A 24987-nucleotide genomic window follows, 5' to 3' on the forward strand; every position below is an offset into this window, starting at 1 on the left:
TGTGTGTGTATGCCGAAAGTCGTTGGTAACTAGAGTAATTCAGACACTGACGGACTGAGCAGCATCCGTCGCCGGAGCGCCCGCCTCGTCCCGTGCGGCGAGGAACCGCTCGGCGTCGAGTGCCGAGGCACAACCGGAGCCGGCCGCGGTGATCGCCTGACGGTAGGTGTGGTCGACCAGGTCGCCGCAGGCGAAGACGCCTGGCAGATTGGTGGCCGTGGTGCCCTGCTGGACCAGCACATATCCCTCGTCGTCAGTGTTCACCTGACCCACGACAAGCTCGTTGCGGGGCAGGTGTCCGATGGCGACGAACACGGCGGATGTGTCGACGTCGCGGGTCTGGCCGGTCTCGGTGTCGGTCAGCGTGACCGAGCTGACCTTGGGGTCGCCGTGGATGCCCGTCACCTGGCTGTTCCAGGCGAAGTCGATCTTGTCGTTGGAGTGCGCCCGGTCGGCCATGATCTTGGACGCCCGCAACTCGCCGCGGCGGTGCACGACCGTGACCTGCTTGGCGAAGCGGGTCAGGAAGGTGGCCTCTTCGATGGCGGAGTCGCCACCGCCGACGACCATGATGTTCTGGTCACGGAAGAAGGCGCCGTCGCAGGTGGCGCACCAGGAGACACCGTGCCCGGACAGTCGCTTCTCGTCCTCCAGGCCCAGCTCGCGGTATGCCGAACCCATCGCGAGGATCACGGCATGGGCCTCGTGCACATTGCCCTCACCGTCGGTGACGCGCTTGATGTCGCCGGTGAGCTCGACAGCGGTGACGTCGTCGCGGACCAGGTCGGCGCCGAACCGCTCGGCCTGCTCACGCATCTGCATCATCAACTCGGGGCCCATGATGCCGTCGGCGAAGCCCGGGTAGTTCTCGACGTCGGTGGTGTTCATCAGCGCGCCACCGGCCGTGACGGAGCCTTCGAAGACCAGCGGGTGCAGGTTGGCGCGGGCGGCATACACAGCGGCGGTGTAGCCGGCCGGGCCGGAACCGATGATGATCAGGTTGCGAGGCTCGCTCACGGGTGGGTCCTTCGAGGTCGACTGGGAGCCCGGCTCACGGCGGGCTCGTAGAGCACAACAGATGGTATGTCGCGAATGTTCCACGCCATACGGCTGCTCCTGCACGGTGTGCCGCAGCACACACGAACGCCGCGTGGGCTGGACCCACGCGGCGTTCGGAGGCAGCTCAGACCGAGCGCGGTGCCGCGTAGGGCTTGTCGCCCTTGCTGCAGCTGGAGGAGACCGCGAACGCCGTGCGCTTGCCGTCGTCGGTCACCACCACGATCAGTGCTGGCTTGCCGTCATAGGTGGCGAGGTCGACCTTGATGCTGGACGGGTCGTCGAGCAGCGATCCGCCGACGGTGCGCACGCAGCCGATGATGGCGCGTGGCTTGGTCAGTGCGCCGAACTGCGTGAGCAGCTCCTGCGCCGGGATCCGGCTGGTCTTGCTGCCGGTCGCCATACTCGCCGCCTGGGTGTTGAAGGAGGCGCCGGTGTATGACGTGCCGGTGCTCTCGACCTGGACGCGGTCGGCCAACTCGTCGGTGCTCACGGAGCGGTGGGTGCCACCGGAGGGCACGGCCGATGTTGGGGCGTTGTCCTGCTGCAGGCTGTTGATGCCGACGACGGCGACCGCGGCCACCGCAGCAGCAGCGGCCACACCGCCGACCGCCTGCATCCAGCGCCGGCCGGCGGGCTTGGAACTGCGTCCGGTGCGCGTCATCGGCGTCACGTTGCTGCGGTCGTCCTCGGCGCGGCCCGCGTGCTCTGCCGCCAGGGCAGCGGCGATCCGGTCGGCGACGTCCTGTGGCATCGGCCCGGGGTCGGGCAGCGAACGGAGCAGATCACGCATGCCCGTGGGGTCGTTCTCGAAGTCATCGGGAGGTGTCGTCACGGCTTCCTCCAATCGGTTCAGTAGCTGAGACGACGAATGCACGGCGGTGGTTCCGTCCTGCGGGGAAGCAGTTCGGCGGTGAGGGGTCCAACATCAGTCGTGGGTCCGACGAGCACGCGGACCGGTTGGTTCCATCGACCATCAGGTCTCGCCGGTGTATCCGTCTCCGTGCTTGTCGCGCAGGAGCTCGGCCAGTGCCGTGCGGCCGCGCGCGCACCGAGACTTGATGGTTCCCTCGGCCACACCGAGCACTTCGGCGGCTTCGGCGACGGGCAGCCCCTGCATGTCCACGAGGGTCAGCGCCAACCGTTGGCCCTCGGGGATCTTGCCGAGTGCTTCCTGTACGTCCAGGCGTATGACGGTGCTGCCGTGCACGTCGTGCCGGTCGGCCAGGTCGTATTCGGGCAACTCCGACGTCGGCTTGATCCGGCGCAACCGGTCGAGGCAGGCGTTGACGATGATCCGGTGCAGCCAGGTGGTGACCTGGGCATCGCCACGGAACGAGTCCGCCCTGCGGAAGGCGGAGATGAAGCCGTCCTGGACGGCGTCGGCGGCGATCTCCGGGTCGCGAGTGGTGCGCAGCGCCACCGCCCACATGCGGTCCTTGTGCCGCCGGAAGAGCTCCCCGAACGCGTCGGGATCCCCTGAGCAGTGCGCCGCGAGCAACTCGCGGTCGCTGGTCTCGGCAAGATCGGTCACGAGTACACCTTGACGTCGTTGATCTGCTCCTGGAACTTGCCGTTGTCCTGCTTGCTGAGCTTGGTGACCCAGATGGTGATGTATTTGGCGTCGACACCGTCGAGGTGGGCGGTCTGGGTGCCCTTGCCCTTGAGGGTGGTCTCCGGATCCCTCGTGCTGACCGGCTCGATCTTGTCGCTGACGAAGATCTCGATCGTCGACGGACCGCCCGACGTGGCGATCTTCAGGCTGTCCACGGACTTCACGCTACCGAGGTCGAGCAGGAGTCCGGTGCCTTGGCCACCGCCGCGACCGTCCGCGGTGTTGTAGTCGTAGGAGGTCCAGGCCGAGCCCTGGTCACCGTCGGTGGCCTTCGCGGCCTGCCCGGAGTTGTCCCCACCGTTGATGCCGTATGACGTCGTGCGCTGGATCTGCAGCGGCTTGGCGGTCGGCTGCGGTTTGACCGTCTTGCTCTTCGAGTCGGAGGCGGACGCGCTGGCGGACCGGGACGCGGCGGCCGAAGCGGTCTCGTCGGGGCCGGACGACCCGCCGATGCCCCGCAGGCCGATGGCGGCGAAGATCACCGCGATGACGACGAGCAGCACGACGAGCAGCAGCGCGAGCCGACTGCTCTGGTGGTCGGGCTCGAAGTGGCCGTCCAGTCCCGGGACCGGTGGCTCCAGCTCGGTGAACGACGGGTCGTAGTCGTCATCGTCGGTGTCATGGGTGACCGGTGCGCCGGCCGACCGTGCGCGGGCCTGCTCGAGGTCCGACCGTGACAGCTGGGCGGTGTCGTCGTCGGTCGCCGTGGCGACGGAGGCCTTCGGCAGCGCGACCTTGGCGGGCACGGAGCCCTCTGCGGAGCCCGGGGAGTCCGGAGAACCGGTCGGCTCCGACGAGTCGGGGCCATCGGTGCCGACGGGTGCCGCGACCGGCGCTGTCGGCTCCGCGGAAGGACGGCGGTCCCCACCGGGCACAGCGCGCAGCGTCGCGGCGGTGTCGCCGCCGGATCCCGTCGTACGCCGGGTGGAGGTGGTGACCCGCTCGGACGACCACGGCGCCAGCTGACGCGCGAGCTCGCCGGGTGTGCGCGGGCCCTCGTCGGCGCCCAGGGTGGTCCGGCACAGCGTGTCCAGGTCGCCGGGGACGCCTGGGACCAGTTCACTGGGTGCGGGCAACTCTCCGTCGGCCCGGCGATTGACGTCCTGCAAACCCGGGACCGGCTCATCGCCGGGCCAGCGCCGGGTCAGCCCGGCATACGCGATCTGCACGAGGGCGACCGTGTCGGCGCGGGAGGCCTCCTCGGACGACAGCTCGTCGGCGCCGGCGAGGGCGGCGTCGGTCGACAGGCCGAGCACCGAGACCGCGCCGTCCGGTGAGGTGACGATGTCGTGCGGGGTGAGTTGCAGGTGGTGTAGGCCGCGCGCGGAGGCGGCACCGAGTCCGCTGGCGGCCTCGCCGATCATCCGGCGGACCTCTTCGGCGGGCAGCGGGTCGAACTGCAGCATGGCCGCTATCGACTCGGCACCGTGCAGGGCTTCGGTGATGACGTATGCCGCCCCGTCCTCGCTGCCGACGTCGAGCACGCGGGGCAGGTGCCGGTCCTCGACACCGGCGGCTCGGCGGGCGCTGTCCAGCGCCGCCTCGGCGTGTGGTGAGTCCGCCTCGAAAACGGTGACGGTGACCTCACGCCCGAGGGTGGAGTCGGTCCCGATCCACAGCTGTTGTTCGGGTCGTCCGGCCAGTTTCCGGGTCAGCGTGTAGCGCTGTGCCAACACGGTGTTTTCGCCGATGGCTTGCACTGACTCCAGGCTCCCTGTTCGCCGTTCGTATGCCGCGAGGATGCGGCACCGATGATGATCCGTGGCCGCCGACGGCGTCCACGCACCGGCCACATCCTAAGAGGCAGGGGACGCGGTCCCGCGAGGACACGCGCCAGTATGACCGATCAGCCGTCGTGGTGGGGCTCCGGTGAGATGCTCCGGGGTGCTCCGTCCGGTGGGTGGTCAGCGACCGACCAACCGCCGGGCGCCACCGAGTTTGCTGCCGACCGCGTCGAGGAGTTCCTCGACCTCCTTGACGTGCAGGCGGCGGGAGAAGAGGACGTAGAGGACGGCGAACACGACCGCGGTCGCGACGAGGATGACGAAATTCGTCGGTCGTGAGTCCGTCCCGATCAGCTCGCTGAGTAGGAAGCGGACGGCGAACGCGGCGGCCAACGCGAGCAGCGAAGCGACCGCCAGCCTGGTCCAGGTCTGCGCGACTCCGACCATGCGGAGTTGTGGGAGTTGCTGATTGCGCAGCCAGCGATAGCCGAGAGCACCCTCGGCGAAGTAGGCGATCGATCCGGCGAGACTCACACCGAAGCCGATCCACGGGTCCGGCAACAACATGCACGGCAATGCGAGCACAGCAGTGATGAGCGTGCACCACACCTGCATCTTGAAGGGTGTCCTGGCGTCCTCGTAGGCGAAGAACGCGCGCTGGACGACGACACACACCGTGAACGGAACCAGGCCGATCAGCAATGCGATCGACTGTCGCTCAACGGCCGTCGCGACATTCGGGTAGAAGAAGCCGGTGAGCGGGCCGGCGAGCACCAGCATTCCGATGGTCGACGGAATGGTGGCGACCGAGGATAGGCGCAGCGACAGCTCGGAGTCCTGGGTGACGGCCAACGTGCGGCCCTCGTGCGCCGCCCGTGACATGCGGGTGAAGAGGACGGTGATCAGGCTCAGCGTGACCAGCGAGTGCGGCAGCATGAAGAAGAGGAACGCGTTGGTCTGAGCGAGCTTGGCCGACGGGACGGCGGTCAGGATGTTGCTGTTGACCAGGTAGAGGCCGATCTGCTGCACGATCACCGCGGCGAAGGCCCAACCGGCGACCGTCGAGGTGCTGCGCAGGCCGACGCCGCGGAACGAGAAGTTCGGTTTCCAGGTGTATCCGGAACGTCGCAGCGGGACGATCAGCACGAGCGCCTGCGCCACGATGCCGAGGGTTGTGGAACCACCGAGCACCACGATCATCGACGTGGTCCAGTCGGACGGGTCGTTGATCGGGTGGTTCGGGTACTGCATGAGCAGCCAGACGATGCCGGCGATCGCGAAGACGTTCGCGAGGACCGGCGACCACATCGGCGCGCCGAACCTACTGCGCGCGTTGAGGATCTCCCCGAACAGTGTGTAGAGGCCATAGAAGAACAACTGCGGAATGCACAACAGAGTGAAGGCAATACCGAGTTTCCAGGTATCACCGGTAGCGCTGAGGAAGCCGAGTTTGAAGATCAGCGGCGACGCCACCATGAAGACGACCGTGGCGCCGAGCAGGATCGACATCGCGAGCGTGATCACCCGGTCCGTATAAGCCTGACCACCGTCCTCGTGCTTGAGCGCCCTCGTGATCTGCGGTACCAACACCGCGTTGATCACACCGCCGGCCAGCAGCAGATAGATCTGGTTCGGCAGCGTGTTGGCGCTGTCCCAGACGTTTCCGGCAACGCCGACCACGAGCGATGCGAGCAGGATCGTGCGCAGGAACCCCAACGCTCGCGATGCGAGCGTGCCCAGTGCCATGACGGCGCTGGCTCGCCCGATGCCACCTTCGGCGGCGGGGCCCTCGGCCGGTATGGCGGCCTGCGGCAGCGCGTCCGGGTCCTCCCCGCGCGCGATGGCGTCCTTGCGGGCCTGGATGACCTGCGGGTCCGGCATCGGCAGATAGCCGGAGTCCTCGCCCATCCAGGCGGCATACAACGAACCCAGGCTGCCCTGGTTGTCCGGCGCGTTCTGCGGCACCCGGGAGCGCAGGTCCGACTCGGCGTACAGCTGACCCAGACTGGGTCGGCTCTCGTCATTCATCGGCGGTGCCCTCGTCGTCGTATTCGGCGTCGTCTGTCTGGTGTGGTGACTTCTGGCCGGCGTCGACGATGGCGTCGTTCGGCGTCGGCGTGTCGGTGGCTCCCGGCTCGGAAGCGGTCCGGGGACCACGTCGTACGGCGCGCCAGAGGCCGATCGCGAGGATCAGTCCGGCGAGCACGCCCAGCACCCACATGATCCACCCCGATGTCGGGTGAACGTTGATCTTCAGCTGCGACGGCGAGTCCGCATCGGTCAGCGGGATGCCGTTGGGCGCACTCAACAAGGCGTCGATCGGGACGGTGCCGCCACCGACGGCTTCGATGTGGAAGTGCGCCGTGGCGCGGGACACGGCGTCGATGTCGACCTTCTCCACGGAGTCGGTGACCCGGATGAGGTATTTGGTCGGCTGCAGGTGCAGCTGCAGCCCGCGGACCGGACGGTTCAGCTCGTTGGAGACGGTGACGCTGATGTCGCCGGAGTCGGCGAAGAAGTTGATCGTCGAGGACCGGATCGACAACTTGCGCAACATGGCGCCGACAGCGGTGGTGTTGCGGTCTGCCACCGCCGCCAGCTTGGCGCTTGCACCACGCCACCGGGTCGAGCCGATGATGTCCAGACCTCGCATGCGCGGTGGTATGACATCGTCGCCGCCGACCAGGACGCTCCGCAGCCCGGTGAGCCGGGTGCGCGCCTCCGCCAGCTCGGCCAGCTCCGGTGCGGTGACCGCGGGCTTCGGGGTCTTCGGCGTCGAATCACCCTTGCGCGGAGTCTTCAGCAACGTGGTCCGTGGTGCCTTGCGCAGCGCAGCCGTGGTCTCCGTGCCGGATCGCAGCGACATCCAGCCCGCCTCCCGCAGCGCGCCCACCTGGGCGGCCAGCTGCACGGGGTTGGCGCCGCCGTTGCGCGGGGCCGTCAGTGCCAACGACCGCGGGGTGCCCGGCGACTGCAGGTAGAGGGCCATCAATTGGGTCAGCAGGCGGCCGGTCTGCGTGCCCGGAGAGGTCGTGGAGCTGCTGAAGAGACGGGACAGCTGCTCGTCATACGTCAGGACACCTGAGGTGCCGGCGACGCGGTGCGTGGCGGTGCCGGTCTGGCTGCTGCCGACCGTCCGATCGGGCAGCAGCGCGACCGCGGGGTTCTTGCTGCGCTTCGCGAGGTCCTTGGCGTATGACGTCACCGCCGCACCGGTCAGGTCGCCGGTCGGCCAGATCACCCGGGTGTCGCCGACCTGCTCGAGCCCGTCGGGCAGGTCGCGGGAGAAGTCCCGGGAGGCCAGCTGCTTGCCGGAGTCGCCCAGCTGCTGCAGTGCCGTCAGGTCGGGATCGTCCGAGGGCAGCCACCACACGGACTGACCGTCGTCCAGCGACGTCAGCCGTTCCCGGAAGCCGTTGACCGCCGCGGCGACCTTGCCCTGCGGTGTGGTGGGCGGGGCCGTGCTGGTCGGTGACGACGACGAGCTCGACGTCGTGTCCGAGGCGCCATCGGAGGCGCCATCGGAGGCGCCATCGGAGGCGCCACCGGAGGCGCTGTCGGAGGTCTGCCCGTCGGAGGTCTGCCCGTCCGAGGTCTGCCCGTCGGGCGTCGACGTCGACCCGGTGCTGTCGCCGGATGCGGTGCTGGTCGGGTCCGGCGTGCTGGAGCCGCTGCCGGAGGAACCGTCCGAGCCGTCGCCGCTCGAGGAACCCGACGGCGAGCTCGAGGAGCTGCCCGACGGGGTCGCGGTCGCGGACGGCACGTTGTCGTCGGCGGGCGCCGGTGGGTCGATCAGCGCCGGGTCGACGGCGAAGATCACCGGCTGTCCCTGGAACGCGTCCAGCGTGCGCTGCACCTTCGAGTCCGGACCGAGGGCGTGCTCCCACGCGGCGGCGCGGGCTGCCCCGGTGGGTCCGAAGAGGTCGGAGTCGGCCGGCAGTGTCAGCGGTACGACGATGCTCACCTGCAACGGCGACCGCGCGGTGCCGTTCTGCAACTGCAGGGTGCTGCGCGTCATACCTCGTATGGCGGAGGCGGCCGACGAGGCGCCGTCGGTGACCGTCACGGTCAGCGGCAGCGACGCGAGCCCGTAGGGATACTTCAGCTTCTTGCCCGGGATGTCGACCGCGAACGACGTGCTGCTGCCGGCACCGAGTGACGTCGACTCGTCGTTGCTGGCGATCTCGTTGAGCGGGATGTCGAGCTTGCCGGACATCCATCGCTCGGCGGTGGCCCGCGTGTCGAGCAGTCGGCTCCCGACCGAGACGTGGGCGACCGGGTGATCGATCGGCTCCGAGCCGGTGTTGGTGATGGTCCCGGTGACGGTGACCGCTTCGCCGGACGACGAGACCGCCGGGGTGTTGGCGTTCAGACTGATGCGGGCCGTGCTGGAGGTGTCGGCGGCCGCGTGCGGCACACCGAGGGTGAAACTGAGGGAGAACAGGCCGAGCAGCAGCGCGAGGAATGCGGCGGTGCCCGTTGCTCTATGCCGGGACGAGGTGCTGCCAGGCGGTCTGGACGATGCGTCGCTCATTGGGGAAGGTCAGCTTCCGTTGCACTCGGTCCAGGCGGAACCAGCGCGCGTCGACGGCCTCGTGATCGGGGTCGCCGTCGATGCTGATCTCGCCACCGAGTGCCTCCAACATGTAGTGATGGACCCGCTTGTGAATGCGTAGTTGCGGGGTGCTGAACCAATAGTCGATCGTGCCGAGGGTCACCAGGGCACGTCCGATGATGCCTGTTTCCTCCTGGACTTCGCGAACCGCGGTCTCGACCAGTGTTTCGCCGGGCTCGACGTGCCCCTTGGGCAGACACCACTCCAGCCGGCCGGCCCGATTGTGGCGTGCGATGAGCGCGATCCAGGCGAAACCGCCCGCGACGTCGATGATGACGCCTCCGGCCGAGGTCTCCTCCACAGCGGGCAGCCGCCGCACGGGGCGGTCGGCGCGCGGCGGATAGAGGCTCATCTCGACACTCTAAACCGCGCTCGTCGCGACTCCCAGCGGATCGAGGCATTCCCCTCACCTACCCTGTGGTGGTGCCGACGCCCCCACGACCCGATGAATCCTCGACCAACGGTGCGCTGCAGCGGCGCGCGGTCGCGCAGTTGGCGCCGGTCCTGCCGATGCTGCAGGAGCTCGGATCGCTCTTCGCCGGCGCAGGCCACGAGCTCGCGCTGGTCGGCGGTCCGGTGCGCGACGCGTTCCTCGGCCGGGCCTCGTCCGACCTGGACCTGACGACGTCCGCGCGCCCGGAGCAGATCGAGGCGCTGCTGAAGCCCTGGGCCGACACCACCTGGGACATCGGCCGCGACTTCGGCACGATCGGCGCTCGCAGTGGCGACACGATCGTCGAGGTGACGACATACCGGGCGGACGCCTATGACCGGCGGACCCGCAAGCCGGTGGTCAGCTTCGGCGACTCGTTGACCGACGACCTGGTGCGGCGCGACTTCACCGTCAACGCTATGGCACTGCGGCTGCCCGACCTGGAGTTCGTCGATCCGTATGCCGGCATGGCCGCGCTCGCCGGGCGCACGATGATGACGCCGTCCGCGCCGGAGGTGTCGTTCGGCGACGACCCGCTGCGGATGATGCGGGCGGCGCGCTTCGCGGCGCAGCTGGGCTTCACCGTCGACCCACGCGTGCAGGCCGCGATGACCGAGCTGGCCGGGTCGATCGAGATGATCTCCGCCGAGCGGGTGCACGACGAGTTGGTCAAGCTGATGCTGGCGCCCGACCCGCGGGCCGGGCTGACCCTGCTGGTCGACACCGGCATCGCCGACCACGTGCTGCCCGAGCTGCCGGCCCTGCGGCTGGAGGTCGACGAGCACCACCGGCACAAGGACGTCTACGAGCACTCGCTGACCGTGCTCGAGCAGGCGATGGCACTGGAGAACGACCGGGTCGTCCCGGGGCTGGAGCAGCCGGAGCTGGTGCCCGGGCCCGACCTGGTGCTGCGGCTGGCGGCGCTGCTGCACGACATCGGCAAGCCGGCGACCCGACGTTTCGAGGGCGGCGGCGGTGTCTCGTTCCATCATCACGAGATGGTCGGCGCGAAGCTGGTGCGCAAGCGGCTGCGGGCGCTGCGCTTCGACAAGGACACCATCAAGCAGGTGGCCCGGTTGACCGAGCTGCACCTGCGCTTCCACGGGTATGGCGGGCCGGGTGTGCCCTCTCGTGGTGGTGCGGGCGATGTCGACTCTCCGTGGACCGACTCCGCGGTGCGCCGTTACATCACCGATGCCGGGCCGTTGTTGTCCCGGCTGCACCTGCTCACCCGGTCCGACTGCACCACCCGCAATCGCCGGAAGGCGGCGGCGCTCTCGGCGGCATACGACAGCCTCGAGATACGCATCGCGGCGCTGCGCGAGCAGGAGGAGCTGGACGCGGTGCGTCCGGAGTTGAACGGCAATCAGATCGCCGAGACCCTCGGCATCAAGCCCGGCCCGGTGCTGGGCGAGGCCTATAAGCACCTGCTGGCATTCCGGCTCGACAACGGCCCGGTCGGTGAGGACGCCGCCCGCGCGGAGTTGCTGCGCTGGTGGGCCGACCAGCCGGACGGCAGCTGACCGTCCGACCGACCCCCTTTTTCGCCCTTTGGCCGAGAGGACAGGCACCGATCGAGAGGACAGGCGATGTGCCCGTTCTAGGGCGCGTTTTGGGCCATTTTGGGTGTCCTCTCGGCAATCCGCTGTCCTCTCGGCAAGAACGGCGGGTAGGGCTCAGCTGCCGACGAGGGTGGGGGCGGCGTGCTTCGACCCGCGGCGCCAGCGTGCGGCCAGCACGGTGTCGACCACGTGGTCGGCGTCCAGGCCGTAGTCGGACAGCAGCGTCGCCCGTTCGCCGACCGGCACGAACTCCACCGGCAACCCCAGCGGTATGACGCGGCTCGACAGCCCCTCGAGGTGTGCCGCCATGGAGAGTGCGGCGCCCAGCCCGCCGCCGATGGCGTTGTCCTCCAACGTGATCACCACCCGGTGGTCGGCGACCAGACTCATCAACTCAGGTGCGACGGGGTGGATCCAGCGAGGGTCGGCAACGGTGACGGAGACTCCCATCGAGGCCAGTCGGTCGGCGCTCTCTACGGCGACGGTGGCCAGTGCGCCGCTGCTGACCAGCAGCACCTGGGCGTCCGGGCGGTGCGCCGTGAGCAGGTCGACGGGGCCGACCCGGGTGTGCACGCCGACCGGCAGCGGTGCGTCGCCCTTGGGATAGCGCAGCACCGTCGGGCCATCCTCGTGGGCCAGCGCTTCGCGCAGCAGCTCCCGGAGCCGGATGGCGTCACGCGGCGCGGCGATCCGGATCCCGGGCACGCCGCGCAGTAGCGAGACGTCCCAGATGCCGTGGTGCGACGGGCCGTCCGGGCCGGTGACGCCGGACCGGTCGAGCACGAAAGTGACTGGCAGACGGTGCAATCCGACATCCATCAGCACCTGGTCGAATGCTCGCCCGAGGAAGGTCGAGTAGATCGCGACCACCGGGTGCAGGCCGGACGTCGCCAGGCCCGCCGCGCAGGTGACTGCATGCTGCTCGGCGATGCCCACATCGATGATCCGGTGCGGGAAGCGCTCACCGAAGGGGCCGAGACCGGTCGGCAGTCGCATCGCCGCGGTGACCGCGACGATGTCGGAGCGTTCCTCGCCGACGGCGGCCAACTCACCCCCGAAAACCTTTGTCCAGGCTTCGGATCGAGCCGGTTTGCGGTCCCCGGGAACGACGGCCGTGGGAGTGCGTGCCGGGCTGACACTGTGCATCCGGTCGGCCTCGTCCTGCTCCGCAGGGGGATAGCCCTTGCCCTTGCGGGTAACGACGTGCACCACGACGGGGCCGTCCTGGTCGCGGGCTCGGCCGAACGCCCGGTGCAGCGCCTTGAAGTCGTGACCGTCGATCGGACCGATGTAGCCGAACCCCAGTGATACCAGCACATTCGAGCAGGCGGCTCCCTCGCGCAGCTGCCGCAGGTGCCTGGACAGCGCGCCGACCGTGGGGTCGTAGGACCGGCCGTTGTCGTTGAGCACGATCACCACCGGCCGGTCGCTCGCGCCGAGGTTGTTGAGCGCCTCCCACGCCATACCACCGGTGAGCGCGCCGTCGCCGACGACGGCGACCACCCGTCGGCCACGTCCGGTCAGCTGGAACCCGCGGGACAGCCCGTCGGCATACGACAGAGCCGTTGAGGCGTGGGAGTTCTCGACGATGTCGTAGTCGCTCTCTGTGCGACACGGGTAGCCGGAAAGCCCTCCAGCAGTGCGCAATTGGCCGAGTCGGCCGTCGCGACCGGTGAGCATCTTGTGCACGTAGCTCTGGTGGCCGGTGTCCCAGATGATCGCGTCGTGTGGCGCGTCGAAGGTTCGGTGCAGCGCGATGGTGAGTTCGACCACCCCGAGGTTGGGTCCGAGGTGTCCGCCGGTGCGGCTCACGACGTCGATCAGGCGTCGCCGGATCTGCGCGGCAAGCTCAGGCAGTGCCGAGTCCGGCAGCACCTTGAGGTCACCGGGGGAGGTGATGTGCTCCAGCAGGCCCGGCGCGGTCATCACGCCACCGCCGCCCGGATGGTCTCGCGCAGCGAGCTGGTGGTGGCGATCACCGCGGTGGGTTCGTAGCCGCAGTGCGCCATACAGTTCGCGCACCGCTCGTCCTTGCCGCGTCCGAACGCCTCCCAGTCGGTGTCCTCGATCAGCTCCTGGTAGGTCGACACGTAGCCGTCATCGAGCAGGTAGCAGGGTCGCTGCCAGCCCTTGAGGCTGTATGACGGGATCGCCCATGGCGTGCACTCGTAGTCGACCTTGCCCTCGAGGAAGTCGAGGAACAGCGGTGAGTGGTTGAGCCGCCACTTCTTGCGGCGACCCTCGCCGAACGCTTTGGAGAAGAGTTCACGAGTCTCCTCGACACCCAGGAACCCCTCCTGGTCGGGGGCCTTCCAGTAGGCGTAGCCCGGCGCGATCTGCATGTTGTCGACCTTGACCTCGTCGTTGAGGTAGTTGAGCACGTCGATGACGTCCTGTGGCGAATCACTGTTGAACACAGTGGTGTTGGTCATCACCCGGAAACCTCGCGACTGCGCCAGCTTGATCGCCTCGATCGCCTTCTCGAAGCCGCCCTCGTGGCTGACCGACGCGTCGTGCCGCTCCTTCATGCCGTCGACGTGCACCATCCAGGCGAAGTCGCGGTGCGGTGTGAACTTGTCGATGTGCCGAGCCATGAGCAGGGCGTTGGTGCACATGAAGACGATCTTCTTGCGGTCCAGCAGTTCCTGGACGATCTCGTGGATCTGCGGGTGCATGAGCGGCTCGCCACCCGCGATCGAGACCATCGGCGCGCCGCACTCCTCGATCGCTGCGACGGCCTGCTCGACCGGCATGCGCTGCTTGAGCATCGCGGCCGGCTCCTGGATCTTGCCGCAGCCGACGCACTTGAGGTTGCAGGCGAAGAGCGGCTCGAGCTCGACCAGCAGCGGATACTTCTCGCGTCCCGCGAGCTTCTGCTTCATGAGGTATTGCCCGAGGCGAACGGATTGGCGAAATGGCATGTGCGGCATGGTCAGACAACCTCTCGTGGCAGGGAGAAATGCATGGTCTCGGTGACGCCTCCGCGTCGGGTGACGTCGAGCTCGCCGAGTGCAGCGAGGGCGGCGATGAGCTCTTCGACGAGCGCCGCCGGTGCGGACGCCCCGGCACTGACGCCGATGGTGTGCGCACCCCGCAGCCACTGCAGGTGTATGTCGGAAGCGTCCTCCACCAGGTGCGCCTCGGCGCCGTTGGCTTCGGCGACCTCGACCAGTCGCATCGAGTTGGAGGAGTTGGCCGAGCCGACCACCAGGACCAGGTCGCTCGCGGCCGCGACCTCCCGGATCGCCTGCTGCCGGTTGCTGGTGGCGTAGCAGATGTCGTCCCGCCGGGGTGCCTGCAGCGCCGGGAACCGGGTGCGTAGGACACCGGCGATCTCGTCGGCCTCCTCGACCGACAGCGTGGTCTGCATGACGTACGAAACATGTGTCGGGTCAGGCACTTCCACCGTGTGCGCGTCGTCGATGGTCTCGATCACGACGACGTTGTCGGGTGCTTCACCACGGGTGCCGACGACCTCCTCGTGCTCCGCGTGGCCGATGAGGAAGACCGTGCGGCCGGCATTGGTGAAGCGATGCACTTCGCTGTGCACCTTGGCGACGAGCGGACAGGTCGCGTCGATGACGTTCAATCGGCGTTCGGCGGCCTGTGCGCGCACCGAGGGCGCGACACCGTGTGCGGCGAGCACCGCGGTGGCCTCCTCCGGCACCTCGTCCAACTCCTGCACGAAGACCGCGCCGTGGCGCTCCAGATCGGCGACGACGTGCGTGTTGTGTACGATCTGTCGGCGTACGTAGACGGGCGAACCATGTATGGCGAGCGCACGTTCGACGATCTCGATGGCCCGCTCGACACCGGCGCAGAAGGACTGCGGCTCGGCGCGCAGGATCGTGCGGCGGTCACACGCATCCAGCCACTCCTGCAGCATCGGTGCGGCACGACGCAATGACCGCAGCGCCGCAACGCCGCGGCGCAGCGTGCCCGGATGCACGAGTGGGTCGTCCGCGGTGTCGACGACGGCACGCACGACAGCAAGTTGCTCGGGATCCAATTGTGTTGCCAAATAACCGGACTCGGTGTCGACGGCGAGGCCACCGCGTGCGGCGAGTGACATGCGGTGAGGGCCTGTCACGACCCGGTCGGTGCTGTCGATCGTGCCGACGTGCACCGTCAGGCCGGCACGACGCAACGCACCGGCGAGCAGGGATGCCGACGGTAGGGCGACCTCGTCGTCCCCGGTGCGCAACCGGTCGGCGACGACCAGATCACCGGGCCGGACGTGCGCCGCCAGGGCACCGGCGACGCCGGCGATCACCGTGGGCACGTCGGTGCGTCGTGGATGTCCGTCCGGGCCGCGCCCGGAAACGTATGGCGCTGTGCGCATTCCGCGCTCGAGGGCGAGGCGCTCGATGCGCAGTGGTGTCAGGACCTGGGCGCTCATTGGTCCGACTCTCTCGTGGCCACTTCCGAGACCTCAAGAAGGACCCGGGGTCCCCGCGAAGTATCGGAGGAGCGCAGCGGGCGAGAACTTCGTGGGGTGGGGTCTCCGCGGTCGCCACCGTGCAGCGCCTGGACTGCGCGACCGAGCGCCCAGACCGGGAAGATCAGTCGGTAGAGGTGGTAGGCGATGTAGAAGTCGCCCGGGAACCCGGTGCCGGTGAATCGGTCTTCGGCCCAACCACCCTCGGATTGTTGGGTGTTGGCGAGGTAGTCGACGCCACGGGTTAGGGAAGTGCCGAGTTCGCCGGCCGCAACGAGTGCCATCAACGCCCAGGCGGTCTGGGACGGTGTCGAGTCGCCACGGCCGATCCAGGCCGGGTCGTCATACGAACGCAGATCCTCACCCCAGCCGCCGTCGGGGTTCTGGTGCGCCTCGAGCCAGCGCACGGCTGCACGGATGGATCCGGCCTTCGGCGAGACGCCGGCCGCGACCAGAGCCGGCACGACGGCGCCGGTGCCGTAGACGTGGTTGGCGCCCCAGCGGCCGAACCAGGACCCGTCGGTCTCCTGGTGGTCCAACAGCCACTGCACGCCGCGCTGGCACCGGGCACCACGCGAACGGCCCACTGCGGCAAGCATTTCGACCACGTGTGCAGTGACGTCCGCGGACGGCGGGTCGGTCACGGCGCCGAAGTCGCAGAACGGCAGCTGCGCCGGCCAACCGCTGGTGTTGTCGGCGTCGAAAGCACCCCAACCGCCGTCCTTGGACTGCATCCCGGCGGTCCAGGCGATTCCGCGGGAGACGGCCTGCTCCTGGACCGGACCGTGGGTGGTGATGACTCGGCGCAGACCCATCACGATGATCGCGCTGTCGTCGGTGTCGGGGTAGTTGTCGTTGGCGTATTCGAAGGCCCAGCCTCCGGGTGGCAGCTTCGGCCGCTGTTCCGTCCAGTCGCCGGGGACGGTGATCTGCTCCGCCATCAGCCAGTCGGCGGCGCGCCGCAGGGCCGGATCGCGAGGATCGACACCGGCGTCCAGCAGTGCGTTGAGCGCCAGACCGGTGTCCCAGACGGGGGATTGGCAGGCCTCCAGGCGGCGTACGGGACCGTCCGCCGTGTCCTCACTGATGACGAAACCCTCGAGTCCATCGATGCCGGCGCGCAGGACCGGATGGTCCAGTGGGTAACCGAGCGCGTGCAGCGCGAGGATCGAGTAGACCCACGGCGGTTGTATGCCGCCCCAGCCGCCGTCCGCCTCCTGCCGGGCGATGATCCATTCGGCAGCGCGGCGCAGGGCGTTGCGGCGCACCGGTCCGATCGCGTGCCGGTGGTAGAGGTGCAATCCCTTGTCGAGCTTGTTGAAGGCGCCCGGCACGCCGCCTCGCTGGCTCTTCGGGGTGGTGCCGGTGAGCAGCTCGGCGAGGTCCCACTTCATCCGGCGCTTGGGACGCAGCGTGCACACCACCGTGAGCGGGACGATGGTCTGCCGGGCCCAGCAGCCCCAGTCGTAGATGTTCAGCGGGACGTGCTTGCCCAGATACATCAACTCCGGCGGCATGGCGGGCAGCTCGGACCAGTCCCACCAGCCGAAGAGTGCACACCAGATCCGGGTGAAGACCCGGGTCTGCTCCAGACCGCCTGCCGTCAGGACGAATTCGCGTGCGGCGACCATGTGCTCGGCGGTGGGCTTGTCGCCCGCCATACGTAGTGCGATCCAGGCCTCGACGGTGGTGGACAGATCGCCGGGTCCGCCGGCGAAGGTGGCCCAGGTGCCGTCGGCACGCTGCTGGCTGCGGATCCAGCGCGCGGTCCGGTCGCGGGTCTCCGCGGTGTCGATGCCGAGGAAGACACGCAGCATCATGTCCTCGGCGTCCATGGTCACGTTGGTCTCCAGCTCACCCTTCCAGGCGCCACTGGGCAGCTGCAGGTCGAGCAGTCGTCGGGTGGCACGGTCGAGCGTCTCCCGCGCGGTGGCCGCGGGATCGGTCGCGGCTGGTGTGGAGAGATGCGTCATGCGGGGTCCCCGCGAAGTATCGGAGGAGCGCAGCGGGGGAGAACTTCGTGGGGTGTCCACTCACATGTCCCTTCCGGCGACGTAGTGCGCCACCTCGGTGAGTCCGGCGACGGCGGTCTCGTCGAGACCGGCCCGGTGCAGTCCTGCGACGGCTCTGTCGATGGCCGCATCAGCACTGTCCCGACACCACTGCCTGGCGCCGAATTGGTCCAATTGTGTTGCGATCCGGGCGACTTCGTCGTCAGTGGTGTCGCCGTCGGCGAACCAGTCGGCGAGCCCGGAGTCACCTTGCTCGAGTGCCCAGGTGATGGGCAGCGAGTGCTTCTTGGCCCGCAGGTCCGAGTGGTTCGACTTGCCGGTGACTGCCGGGTCGCCCCAGATGCCGAGCAGGTCGTCGACCAGTTGGAACGCCACGCCGACACCGCGGCCGTATGCGGTCAGCGCCGACCGCTGCTCGCGGGAGGCTCCGGTCAGGACTGCGGGCAGCTCCAGACTGCAGGCGAGCAGCGCGCCGGTCTTCGCGGCAGCCATCGCGCGGCATTCGGACAATGAAACCTGTTGACGTTGCTCGAATTCCATGTCGAGCACCTGGCCACGGATCAGCTCTCGCGTGGTGACCGCGAGCAGGTTGCCCGCCTCGGCCGCGTGCGGACTCGGGTCGGCCAGCACGGTCTCGAAGGCGAGCGACTGCAGCGCGTCACCGGCGAGGATGGCCGTCGCGTCGTCCCAGACCGACCAGACCGTCTCCCGGTGCCTGCGGGTGCGATCACGATCCATGATGTCGTCGTGCACCAGGGAGAAGTTGTGCAGCAACTCCAGTGCCGTCGCGCCGCTGACCGCCTGGGCAGGATCGGCGCCGACAGCTTGGGCGGCCAGCAGGGCAAGCATCGGTCGCAGCTTCTTGCCGCCGTCATCGCGGACCGGATCGCCATGGACATCAACGAAACCGAGGTGGTAGGCCACGACGAGCCGCTCCCTGCCGTCCAGGGTGTCGACCGCCTTGCGCAGCGCGGGCGTGACGAGAGCGTGCGTCAGTTCCTGGGCTCGGACGATCTCCGAAGCACCTTGAGGAGCGACGAAGGAGCGTCTCGAAAGGTGTGATGGCCTCGAGAAACTCGTTCCTGGTTCGTCGGCCACCTCATGTTGACTGCGGTCGACCTCCGTCCCCTCAGACTGAGCACGTCGTTGCCCGAGCACCGCTGCCGCCGCCGAATGCCCGCTGCGCACAGCGCCTTCCATGGTGGCCGGCCAACCGGTGTCGGTCCACGCACCGGCCAGCACGATGCCCGGCGTCGCGGTCTCCGCGGCCGGGCGCAGCCGCGCACTGCCCGGCGCCGCGCGGAAGGTCGCCTCGGGCTCCCGGGTGACGAAGAAGTCGATGACCTTCGCCGTCGCCATCCCTGGCAGGAGATTGCACAGGTGCGGCAGCGCCCACTGGCGCAACTGTGCCGTGGACAGGCCGATCAGGTCGTCCGCGGCGGAGATCGAAACCGCGAGGTACTGCCGCTGCCCCTCGGGGAGGCCGGCGGCGGCGGTGCGGTCGAAGACCCACTGCAACGGGCTGTCGATGGCCGCAACGAACTCGGTGTCGAGCACCGGCCGGTCCAGCACGACGTGGACATTGAGGATCGGTGAGACGCCGAGCCGGGTGGCGAGATCGGTGGGCAGCCCGAGAGTGGTCGGATCGATGATCCGAGCGAGGGCGGCCGGCGGCAGCGCCAGGACGACGGCGTCATACCGCTGCGTGTCGGTCGGTGTCCGTATCTCGATGCCCTCGTCATACGGCGTGATGCCGAGGACCTTGCTGCGTAGCTCGACCCTGCAGCCGACGGTGGCGAGCGCCCGCACGGCGGCGTCGCCGTGCAACTGCTGCAACGGAACTCGCGACCAGCCGAGATCGGAGGCGCCCTTGTCGGCGAGCATGCCCAGCTGGAAGACCGTGGCCGCCAGCGCCAGCGAGCAGTGGTCCGCGTCGGCGTTGAGCGTCGCCTTGCCGATCAGCTCCCACAGCACTTCGATGGACCGGTCGTCGGCACCGTGCTTGCGCAGCCAGCTACCGAAGGATTGCGCGTCCACCTCGGGATCGGCGGGGTCCACCCGACCGAGTGCCAGCGCGATCCGGCCGACGAGCAGGCGCTGTCGCAGCGGCATCCAACGGTGCCGCAGCAGCGCGGTGCTCAGATGCAGCGGCGCCGGTAGATCGTTGCGGCGCAGGTGAGTTCGGACCGGTGACTTCTCGCTGGCGATCGGCACGTCGAGGCGGTCCTGCAGATAGGTGAGATCCCGGACGTCGAGCCGGTCCAGCAGGCCGATGTATGCCGTGCAGCAGCGCAGGAACGCGTGCTGCCCGCCGTCCACCCACATGTCGCCGCGACGGAACGAGTGCGTCAGCCCGCCGAGTCGTGCGCGGGACTCCAGCAGAGTCACCTGGACTCCGGCGTCGGCCAGGTCCAGAGCCGCGGTGATCCCGGAGAGGCCGCCGCCGACGACGCACCCGGTCCGCGGTCGTGCTTGCGTCATACCGGAAACACCGCCTTCGCCAGCGCGGTCAGCGCGACGCGGCCCTTTTCGTGCGGTGGCAACGACATTCGGCGTTCGTAGACCGCGGTCGGGTTGTCGCGGATGCGCAGCAGCAGGTGGTGGTAGATGCCGGCCATCGCCGCGCAGCAGGCGGCACTGCGGTGATCGAGGTGGGGCAGCAGGCGCAGCCCGAGGTCGTACCAGCGCTGCGCCCGGTCGGCCGCGAAGCTGATGTATGCCGCCAGCCGAGCATCGGGATCGTGCAACGCCCCGGAGTCGTCGAGTTGCAGGTGAACGCCGAAGCGCTCGAGTTCGCCGCCGGGCAGGTAGACCCGGCCGAGCAGCAGATCCTCGCGGATGTCGCGCAGGATGTTGGTCTGCTGCAACGCGATTCCGAGTTGGTCGGCGAAGAGCGGGGCGCGGGGGTCGGTGCCCGATGTGTTGTTGCCGAAGATGGACAGACACAGTCGTCCGACGGAGCCGGCGACGCAGCGGCAGTAGATGCGAAGGTCGTCGAAGGTCTCGTAGGTGGCGCCGCGCAGGTCCATCTCGACGCCGTCGAGCAACTCGTCGAACGCCTCGAGCGGGACCGGGAAGCGGCGTGCCGTCTCGGCGACCGCGGCCAGCACCGGGTCGGTGGCCGCGTCGAGGTCGGACAGCTGCTTGCGGACCAGCGCCAGCGACGCCCGCTTCTTCTCCAGGGGCGCCTCGTCGTCGCCGATGTCGTCGATGCGCCGGGCGAGTGCGTAGAGCGCACAGAGGCCCTGGCGCTTGGCCGTGGGAAGGAGGCGGATGCCGTAGTAGAAGTTGCGGGCCTCGGTGCGGGTGATCTGCTCGGCCTCCGCGAGCGCTGGATTCATCGTCACGTCAGTGCCTCCCCGAAGTGAGCAGCAGCCGGATTCCGTGACGTAGCAGGTCTATTCGTCGCGGTCGGATGGTGTGGGCGCCGGTCACGTCGCCACCGGCACGCTCGAGGGCATCGGCGGTGGCGAGTCCTCCGGCGACGTACCCGGCGACGGCGGCCCTGCCCCAACCGCGTAACCCGCCGACGAGTTCCCTTCCGGCGGAAAGCATTTCGCGACAGGTGGCGACTTGGGCCAGCACCACCGAGCGCAGCGCGGCCTGGCCTTCCGGCAGCAGCATGGTGGTGTCGGTCAGTCCGGCGGCATATAACTGGTCCTGCGGGAGATAGACCCTCCCGGCCCGGTGGTCCTCCACCACGTCCTGGCAGTGCTCGAGGATCTGCAGCGCCGCGCAGACCGAGTCGCTCCAGGCGATCCGTCGGGGGGTGGCCTGTCCGAAGACGGCCAGCACCAGCCGGCCGATCGGGTGCGCGGACAAGGCGCAGTAGTCGAGGAGGGCGTCGAGGTCGGCGTAGCGGGTGACGTCCTGATCCATCAGGTTCGCGTCGATCAGGTCGTCGAACGCCCGCAACGGCAGGTCGAATTCACTCGCGTATGGCGCAAGCTCGATCAACACCCGACTGCGGGGTGTCAGGTGGTCCCGTACTCGCTGGAGGTCGATCCGAAACTCCCGCAGTGCCCGCACCCGGTCGCCGGGTGCGGCGTCCCCCAGTTGGTCGATGTGCCGAGCGACGTCATAGACCGCGAGCAGCACTCGCCGATGCCGAACAGGCAGCAATCGCAACGCAACCGGGAAGTTCTCGGATGCGGCGCTGGGAGTCGCCTCCGGCGTGCTGACGCCGGGCAGGGAGTGTGCGTCGAGCATTTGACTCAAGCTTGCATCGGGTCGATCGGCAGGCGCTGCACCGAAATGTGTGGTTCTACGAGCGCGCTTTTGTCACCAAGTGATAGACCTGATGAACATGGGGTCCACGCTGAGCGTTGCTGACGGGCCCGGGCCACAGTCGCCCGAGCTGCGTCTCCTCCAGGCGCGTCTGGAGGCACGGTTTCCGCAGATCATGGCGGCCGCCGCACAGGAGCTCGAAGTGCTCTGGCCGGCGTGCCTGGAATTCGCCGCCGACCGCGGCACCGAGTTGGCCGACACCGCCGATCAGGTGGTACCCAGGTTGCTCGCCACCGTCACCGATGACGCGATGGCTCATCCGGCGACGGCACCGGATCTGGATCCGCTGCTGGTGGCGATGTTCGATCAGGTCGGGCGCGCGCAGTTCCGGCAGGGCCGTGACCTGAACGGCATCCTGACGGCATACCAGGCAGGAGCGCGGGTCGCCTGGGAGCACCTGTCCCGGGAGGCCATGCACGTCGGGCTCGACACACGTCGCCTCTCCCGGCTCGCCGAGACACTCTTCATGCTCACGCACGACATCTCGGCCCGGACCACCGACGGATATGTGCGCGAGCAGTCCGAGCGCGGCCTGGTGTCGCACCGCGCCCGCGGTGAACTCTCGGGTCTGTTGATGTCGACCATGCCGGACCGCAACGGCATCCTGCTCGCGGCCGACCAGGCCGGCTGGGTGGTGCCCGACCAACTCGCCTTCGTCCTGTTGCGCGACCAGGACGACCCACCGCTGGCATCCCGGCCGCGTTTGGACCCGGAGTGGCTGGTCGTGCACGTGGGAGACGTGATGGGTTGGCTGGTGCCTTGGGTCACTGGCATCGAGCCGCGCCTGCAGCGCGCCCTCGGCGTCGTGCCGGCCGTCGTCGGGCCACCGGTGCCGGTCACCGATGTCCGCCGCAGCATGCGGGTCGCCCGTAGCGCGCGCCGGTTGCAGGACGCCGGAGCGTTGCCGGCCCGGATGATCTTCGTGCCGGAGCACATCGACACCCTGCTGGTGCACCGCAACCCGGAATTGTTGGCCGCATTGCGGTCTCGGGTGCTCGCGCCCCTGGACCGACTTCCGGAGACGACGCGTGAACGACTCGTCGAGACGTTGACCAGTTGGCTGCGCAACTTCGGCTCCCGTCGTGCGGTCGCCGAGGAGCTGCACATCCATCCGCAGACGGTGCGCTATCGCCTCGACCAGTTGCGTGAAGTCTTCGGTGACGCACTGGAGGATCCGGCGCAGCGCGCTCAGTTGTTCCTCGCGCTGGTCTGGGGTGCGCCGCCCGAGTGAGCGGACGCGGGTAGCTCCGCCAGCCGGTCGCCGAGCGCACCGGCGAACGCCCGCGCATCCAGCATGGCGCCGTCGGTGACGACCGTGATGCCGAGCGCGCCGTTCCAGCTCAACGCTCCGATCGTCAGCGGTATGCCGGGAGCCGGCGGCAGGATCGGGTGCACCCTGCTCACCGGAGCGCCGGCCAGGGTGAACTGCCGGTCCGGGCCGGGCATGTTGGACACGATCGCCTGGAAATACTTGGGGCCGTAAACCGTTCGGGCGAACCACCGTCGCCCGGCGTGCGGTGCGGCGTGCAGCGCGGAGGCCATCACCCACCGTGAGGCCAGGGCCCGCGTCGGAGTCCGTATGGCGCCCGCCTGCTCGCGCACCTCGTCCCGCAGCGCGTCGACCGGGACGTCCCGCGCCGGGGTGTCGACGATGACCGCGCCGGTGAGATTGCCGCCGTCATCGGCGCCGGGTGCCCGCAGCATCACGGGGACCGACACCCGCAATTGGTGCGCGCACTGTCGCGCGAGCTCCGGGTCGGTCCGCGCGAGCGCGACGCCGGTCGCCGCAAGCAGCAACTCGGTGACCCGCATGCGGTGCCCCCGCGCGGCGTCGCGGACGGCATCCAGCGGCACCTCGAACGTCGCGAAGCCCCGCCGTGTCCCACCGGTCGGCAGCTGCGCCGCGGGCTTGGCGTCGGTGGCCAACTGCGCCAGCCCCTGTATGACGCCGGCGCCCCTCCGCAGAACCGACGGCCCGTCACGGGAAGGGATCGGCAGCTCGTAGGGCGGCTCCAGCAGGTTCAGCAGCTTCGCCACCGCACCGATCCCGTCGGCCATGCAGTGATGCATCACGATGCAGAACGCCGCCTGATCACCGACGCCCCGGATCACCCACGCTCGCCACAGTGGCCGGTCGCGCGGCAGGTCCTGTGCCGTGAGCTGACCGACGAGGTCGTCCAGCTCAGCAAGCCCGGAGCCCTCCGGCAGCGACAACTCGGTCAGGTGGTGCGACCAGTCGATCGGCCCGGCCGGCACCCAGCGGTGCACCTCGGCCGTCGCCAACTGCTCGGTGAAGTGCGGCAGCTCGTCGAGTTGCGCTGCAATGGTCTCGCGCACCCGGGTGCAGGTGGGCTCGGGCGACCCCAACAGCACGAGACCGCCGACGTTCTGGGCGTGCCCGGGCGTCTCGACGTCGAGGAAGAACGCATCCGCGGTCGGCAGCGCGACACCGGGATGCCGCCGATCCCACCACTCGGTGATCGCCACCGCAGCCACCACGACGACGGCCGCACCGACGGCATCCAGGAGGTAGTGGTTCGCGGTCGCGAGCACGACATACAACGTCACGGCCACGTGTATGGCGCTCGCCACCTGCAGCGCGAACCGGCGCGACGTCCGGGCGAGCATGACGCTGACCCACAGCGCCCAGGCCATGTGCAGCGACGGCATCGCGGCGAGCTGGTTGGCGCCCGCGACGATCGGCGAACCCCACGACCCGACCGTCCCGCCGGTCGACACGGTGTCGGTGAAGCCGGGCATCATCCGCGGCGGCATCAGCGGCAGCACCGCGAAGCACGCGAACGCGAGCAGGTTGAGCACCACGAACGAGGTGCGCGCCTGCCGGTAGAGCGCCGGCGCCCATACGTAGGTGAGGACCAACAGCAGCCCGGCGGACACGATGTAGGTGCTCGCGTATTCGTAGTTGGCCGCGGTCATCAGCCCCGGACGCCCGGCCAGCCAGCCGTTCAGCCAACCCTCGACATCGACATGCAGCCACTGCTCCAGTTGTATGACGCGCTCGGCGTTCGCCTTCGCGGTGGGGGTGCGCGAGGGGACGTTCAGCGCGTCGACCAGCAGGTAGACCGCGAAGAGCGCGAGCCCACCGAGCAGCTCCCTCGAGATCCGGGGTCGCTGTGTCCGGGGCACCGCCGGCCAACGGACCGACGGCAGCTGGATGTGCAGCCGCGGTCCCTGGGGATGTGTCGCACTCATCCGGCACCCCCGAGAGACGACCGCCCAGTAGT

At 69.0% G+C, this 24987-nt stretch carries 17 protein-coding genes; 2 read left to right on the forward strand and 15 right to left on the reverse strand.

What is annotated here, in order from left to right; translation table 11 throughout:
* Positions 1-39 precede the first annotated feature (39 nt).
* From trxB to IEX71_RS05420, 7 genes are all read right to left on the reverse strand, one after another.
* Positions 40-1017: a thioredoxin-disulfide reductase gene (gene trxB, locus IEX71_RS05390; RefSeq protein WP_188835980.1), complete on the reverse strand. Its 978-nt coding sequence runs from the start codon at positions 1015-1017 to the stop codon at positions 40-42.
* A 166-nt stretch (positions 1018-1183) separates the two neighbouring features.
* Positions 1184-1891 (reverse strand): RsmA family anti-sigma factor, encoded by a 708-nt coding sequence (locus IEX71_RS05395; RefSeq protein ID WP_188835981.1) that lies wholly within the window; start codon positions 1889-1891, stop codon positions 1184-1186.
* A gap of 141 nt (positions 1892-2032) precedes the next feature.
* A complete protein-coding gene (sigM, locus tag IEX71_RS05400; protein WP_188835982.1) occupies positions 2033-2590 on the reverse strand; it encodes an RNA polymerase sigma factor SigM in 558 nt (185 codons plus the stop codon).
* Positions 2587-4371 (reverse strand): protein kinase family protein, encoded by a 1785-nt coding sequence (locus IEX71_RS05405; RefSeq protein ID WP_188835983.1) that lies wholly within the window; start codon positions 4369-4371, stop codon positions 2587-2589. The genes sigM and IEX71_RS05405 overlap by 4 nt, the downstream gene beginning before the upstream one ends.
* Before the next feature lie 204 nt (positions 4372-4575).
* On the reverse strand, positions 4576-6423 hold the full coding sequence (murJ, locus tag IEX71_RS05410) for a murein biosynthesis integral membrane protein MurJ (protein ID WP_188835984.1): 1848 nt from the start codon (positions 6421-6423) through the stop codon (positions 4576-4578).
* Positions 6416-8929, reverse strand: a complete 2514-nt coding sequence (locus IEX71_RS05415) for a DUF6049 family protein (RefSeq protein ID WP_188835985.1) — start codon at positions 8927-8929, stop codon at positions 6416-6418. Before IEX71_RS05415 ends, murJ begins: the two co-directional genes overlap by 8 nt.
* On the reverse strand, positions 8880-9362 hold the full coding sequence (locus tag IEX71_RS05420) for an NUDIX hydrolase (protein ID WP_188835986.1): 483 nt from the start codon (positions 9360-9362) through the stop codon (positions 8880-8882). Before IEX71_RS05420 ends, IEX71_RS05415 begins: the two co-directional genes overlap by 50 nt.
* Before the next feature lie 71 nt (positions 9363-9433).
* On the opposite strand from IEX71_RS05420, the gene IEX71_RS05425 reads away from it, so the two are divergent.
* The gene (locus IEX71_RS05425) at positions 9434-10966 is read left to right on the forward strand and encodes a CCA tRNA nucleotidyltransferase (protein ID WP_268235924.1); all 1533 of its coding nucleotides are present in this window, start codon (positions 9434-9436) and stop codon (positions 10964-10966) included.
* 153 nt (positions 10967-11119) lie between these two features.
* Here the strand turns inward: IEX71_RS05425 and IEX71_RS05430 are convergent, their stop codons facing one another.
* The 7 genes from IEX71_RS05430 to IEX71_RS05460 are packed head-to-tail and all read right to left on the reverse strand — an operon-like array spanning position 11120 to position 21664.
* Complete coding sequence (locus IEX71_RS05430; protein ID WP_229749498.1) at positions 11120-13027, reverse strand: 1-deoxy-D-xylulose-5-phosphate synthase; 1908 nt, start codon at positions 13025-13027, stop codon at positions 11120-11122.
* A complete protein-coding gene (gene hpnH / locus IEX71_RS05435) occupies positions 12931-13926 on the reverse strand; it encodes an adenosyl-hopene transferase HpnH (protein WP_188835987.1) in 996 nt (331 codons plus the stop codon). The genes IEX71_RS05430 and hpnH overlap by 97 nt, the downstream gene beginning before the upstream one ends.
* 11 nt (positions 13927-13937) lie before the next feature.
* A complete protein-coding gene (gene ispH / locus IEX71_RS05440; protein WP_188835988.1) occupies positions 13938-15404 on the reverse strand; it encodes a 4-hydroxy-3-methylbut-2-enyl diphosphate reductase in 1467 nt (488 codons plus the stop codon).
* Positions 15401-17416 carry a squalene--hopene cyclase gene (shc, locus tag IEX71_RS05445; protein WP_188835989.1) on the reverse strand — a complete coding sequence of 672 codons (2016 nt, stop codon included), beginning with the start codon at positions 17414-17416 and terminating at the stop codon, positions 15401-15403. The genes ispH and shc overlap by 4 nt, the downstream gene beginning before the upstream one ends.
* A 60-nt stretch (positions 17417-17476) precedes the next feature.
* Positions 17477-19936 carry a hydroxysqualene dehydroxylase HpnE gene (hpnE, locus tag IEX71_RS05450; RefSeq protein WP_188835990.1) on the reverse strand — a complete coding sequence of 820 codons (2460 nt, stop codon included), beginning with the start codon at positions 19934-19936 and terminating at the stop codon, positions 17477-17479.
* Positions 19933-20796 carry a presqualene diphosphate synthase HpnD gene (gene hpnD, locus IEX71_RS05455; RefSeq protein WP_188836537.1) on the reverse strand — a complete coding sequence of 288 codons (864 nt, stop codon included), beginning with the start codon at positions 20794-20796 and terminating at the stop codon, positions 19933-19935. The genes hpnE and hpnD overlap by 4 nt, the downstream gene beginning before the upstream one ends.
* Positions 20797-20803: 7 nt before the next feature.
* On the reverse strand, positions 20804-21664 hold the full coding sequence (locus IEX71_RS05460) for a squalene/phytoene synthase family protein (protein WP_188835991.1): 861 nt from the start codon (positions 21662-21664) through the stop codon (positions 20804-20806).
* Positions 21665-21755: 91 nt separating this feature from the next.
* Between IEX71_RS05460 and IEX71_RS05465 the strand changes: the two genes are divergently transcribed.
* Positions 21756-22973: a PucR family transcriptional regulator gene (locus tag IEX71_RS05465; protein ID WP_188835992.1), complete on the forward strand. Its 1218-nt coding sequence runs from the start codon at positions 21756-21758 to the stop codon at positions 22971-22973.
* Here IEX71_RS05465 and IEX71_RS05470 read toward each other — a convergent pair.
* On the reverse strand, positions 22931-24955 hold the full coding sequence (locus IEX71_RS05470; protein ID WP_188835993.1) for a bifunctional phosphatase PAP2/O-acyltransferase family protein: 2025 nt from the start codon (positions 24953-24955) through the stop codon (positions 22931-22933). The two genes, IEX71_RS05465 and IEX71_RS05470, sit on opposite strands and share 43 nt — an antisense overlap.
* Positions 24956-24987: the final 32 nt, after the last annotated feature.

This window comes from Flexivirga endophytica, from assembly GCF_014640635.1.
Lineage (GTDB): Bacteria > Actinomycetota > Actinomycetes > Actinomycetales > Dermatophilaceae > Flexivirga > Flexivirga endophytica.

Excerpts from the sequence above, each read along its gene's own strand:
- murJ (WP_188835984.1), bottom strand. The coding sequence starts at position 6,423 with ATGAATGACGAGAGCCGACCCAGTCTGGGTCAGCTGTACGCCGAGTCG.
- IEX71_RS05415 (WP_188835985.1), bottom strand. The coding sequence starts at position 8,929 with ATGAGCGACGCATCGTCCAGACCGCCTGGCAGCACCTCGTCCCGGCAT.
- IEX71_RS05420 (WP_188835986.1), bottom strand. The coding sequence starts at position 9,362 with ATGAGCCTCTATCCGCCGCGCGCCGACCGCCCCGTGCGGCGGCTGCCC.
- hpnH (WP_188835987.1), bottom strand. The coding sequence starts at position 13,926 with ATGCCATTTCGCCAATCCGTTCGCCTCGGGCAATACCTCATGAAGCAG.
- ispH (WP_188835988.1), bottom strand. The coding sequence starts at position 15,404 with ATGAGCGCCCAGGTCCTGACACCACTGCGCATCGAGCGCCTCGCCCTC.
- shc (WP_188835989.1), bottom strand. The coding sequence starts at position 17,416 with ATGACGCATCTCTCCACACCAGCCGCGACCGATCCCGCGGCCACCGCG.
- hpnE (WP_188835990.1), bottom strand. The coding sequence starts at position 19,936 with ATGACGCAAGCACGACCGCGGACCGGGTGCGTCGTCGGCGGCGGCCTC.
- hpnD (WP_188836537.1), bottom strand. The coding sequence starts at position 20,796 with ATGAATCCAGCGCTCGCGGAGGCCGAGCAGATCACCCGCACCGAGGCC.
- IEX71_RS05460 (WP_188835991.1), bottom strand. The coding sequence starts at position 21,664 with ATGCTCGACGCACACTCCCTGCCCGGCGTCAGCACGCCGGAGGCGACT.
- IEX71_RS05465 (WP_188835992.1), top strand. The coding sequence starts at position 21,756 with ATGAACATGGGGTCCACGCTGAGCGTTGCTGACGGGCCCGGGCCACAG.
- IEX71_RS05470 (WP_188835993.1), bottom strand. The coding sequence starts at position 24,955 with ATGAGTGCGACACATCCCCAGGGACCGCGGCTGCACATCCAGCTGCCG.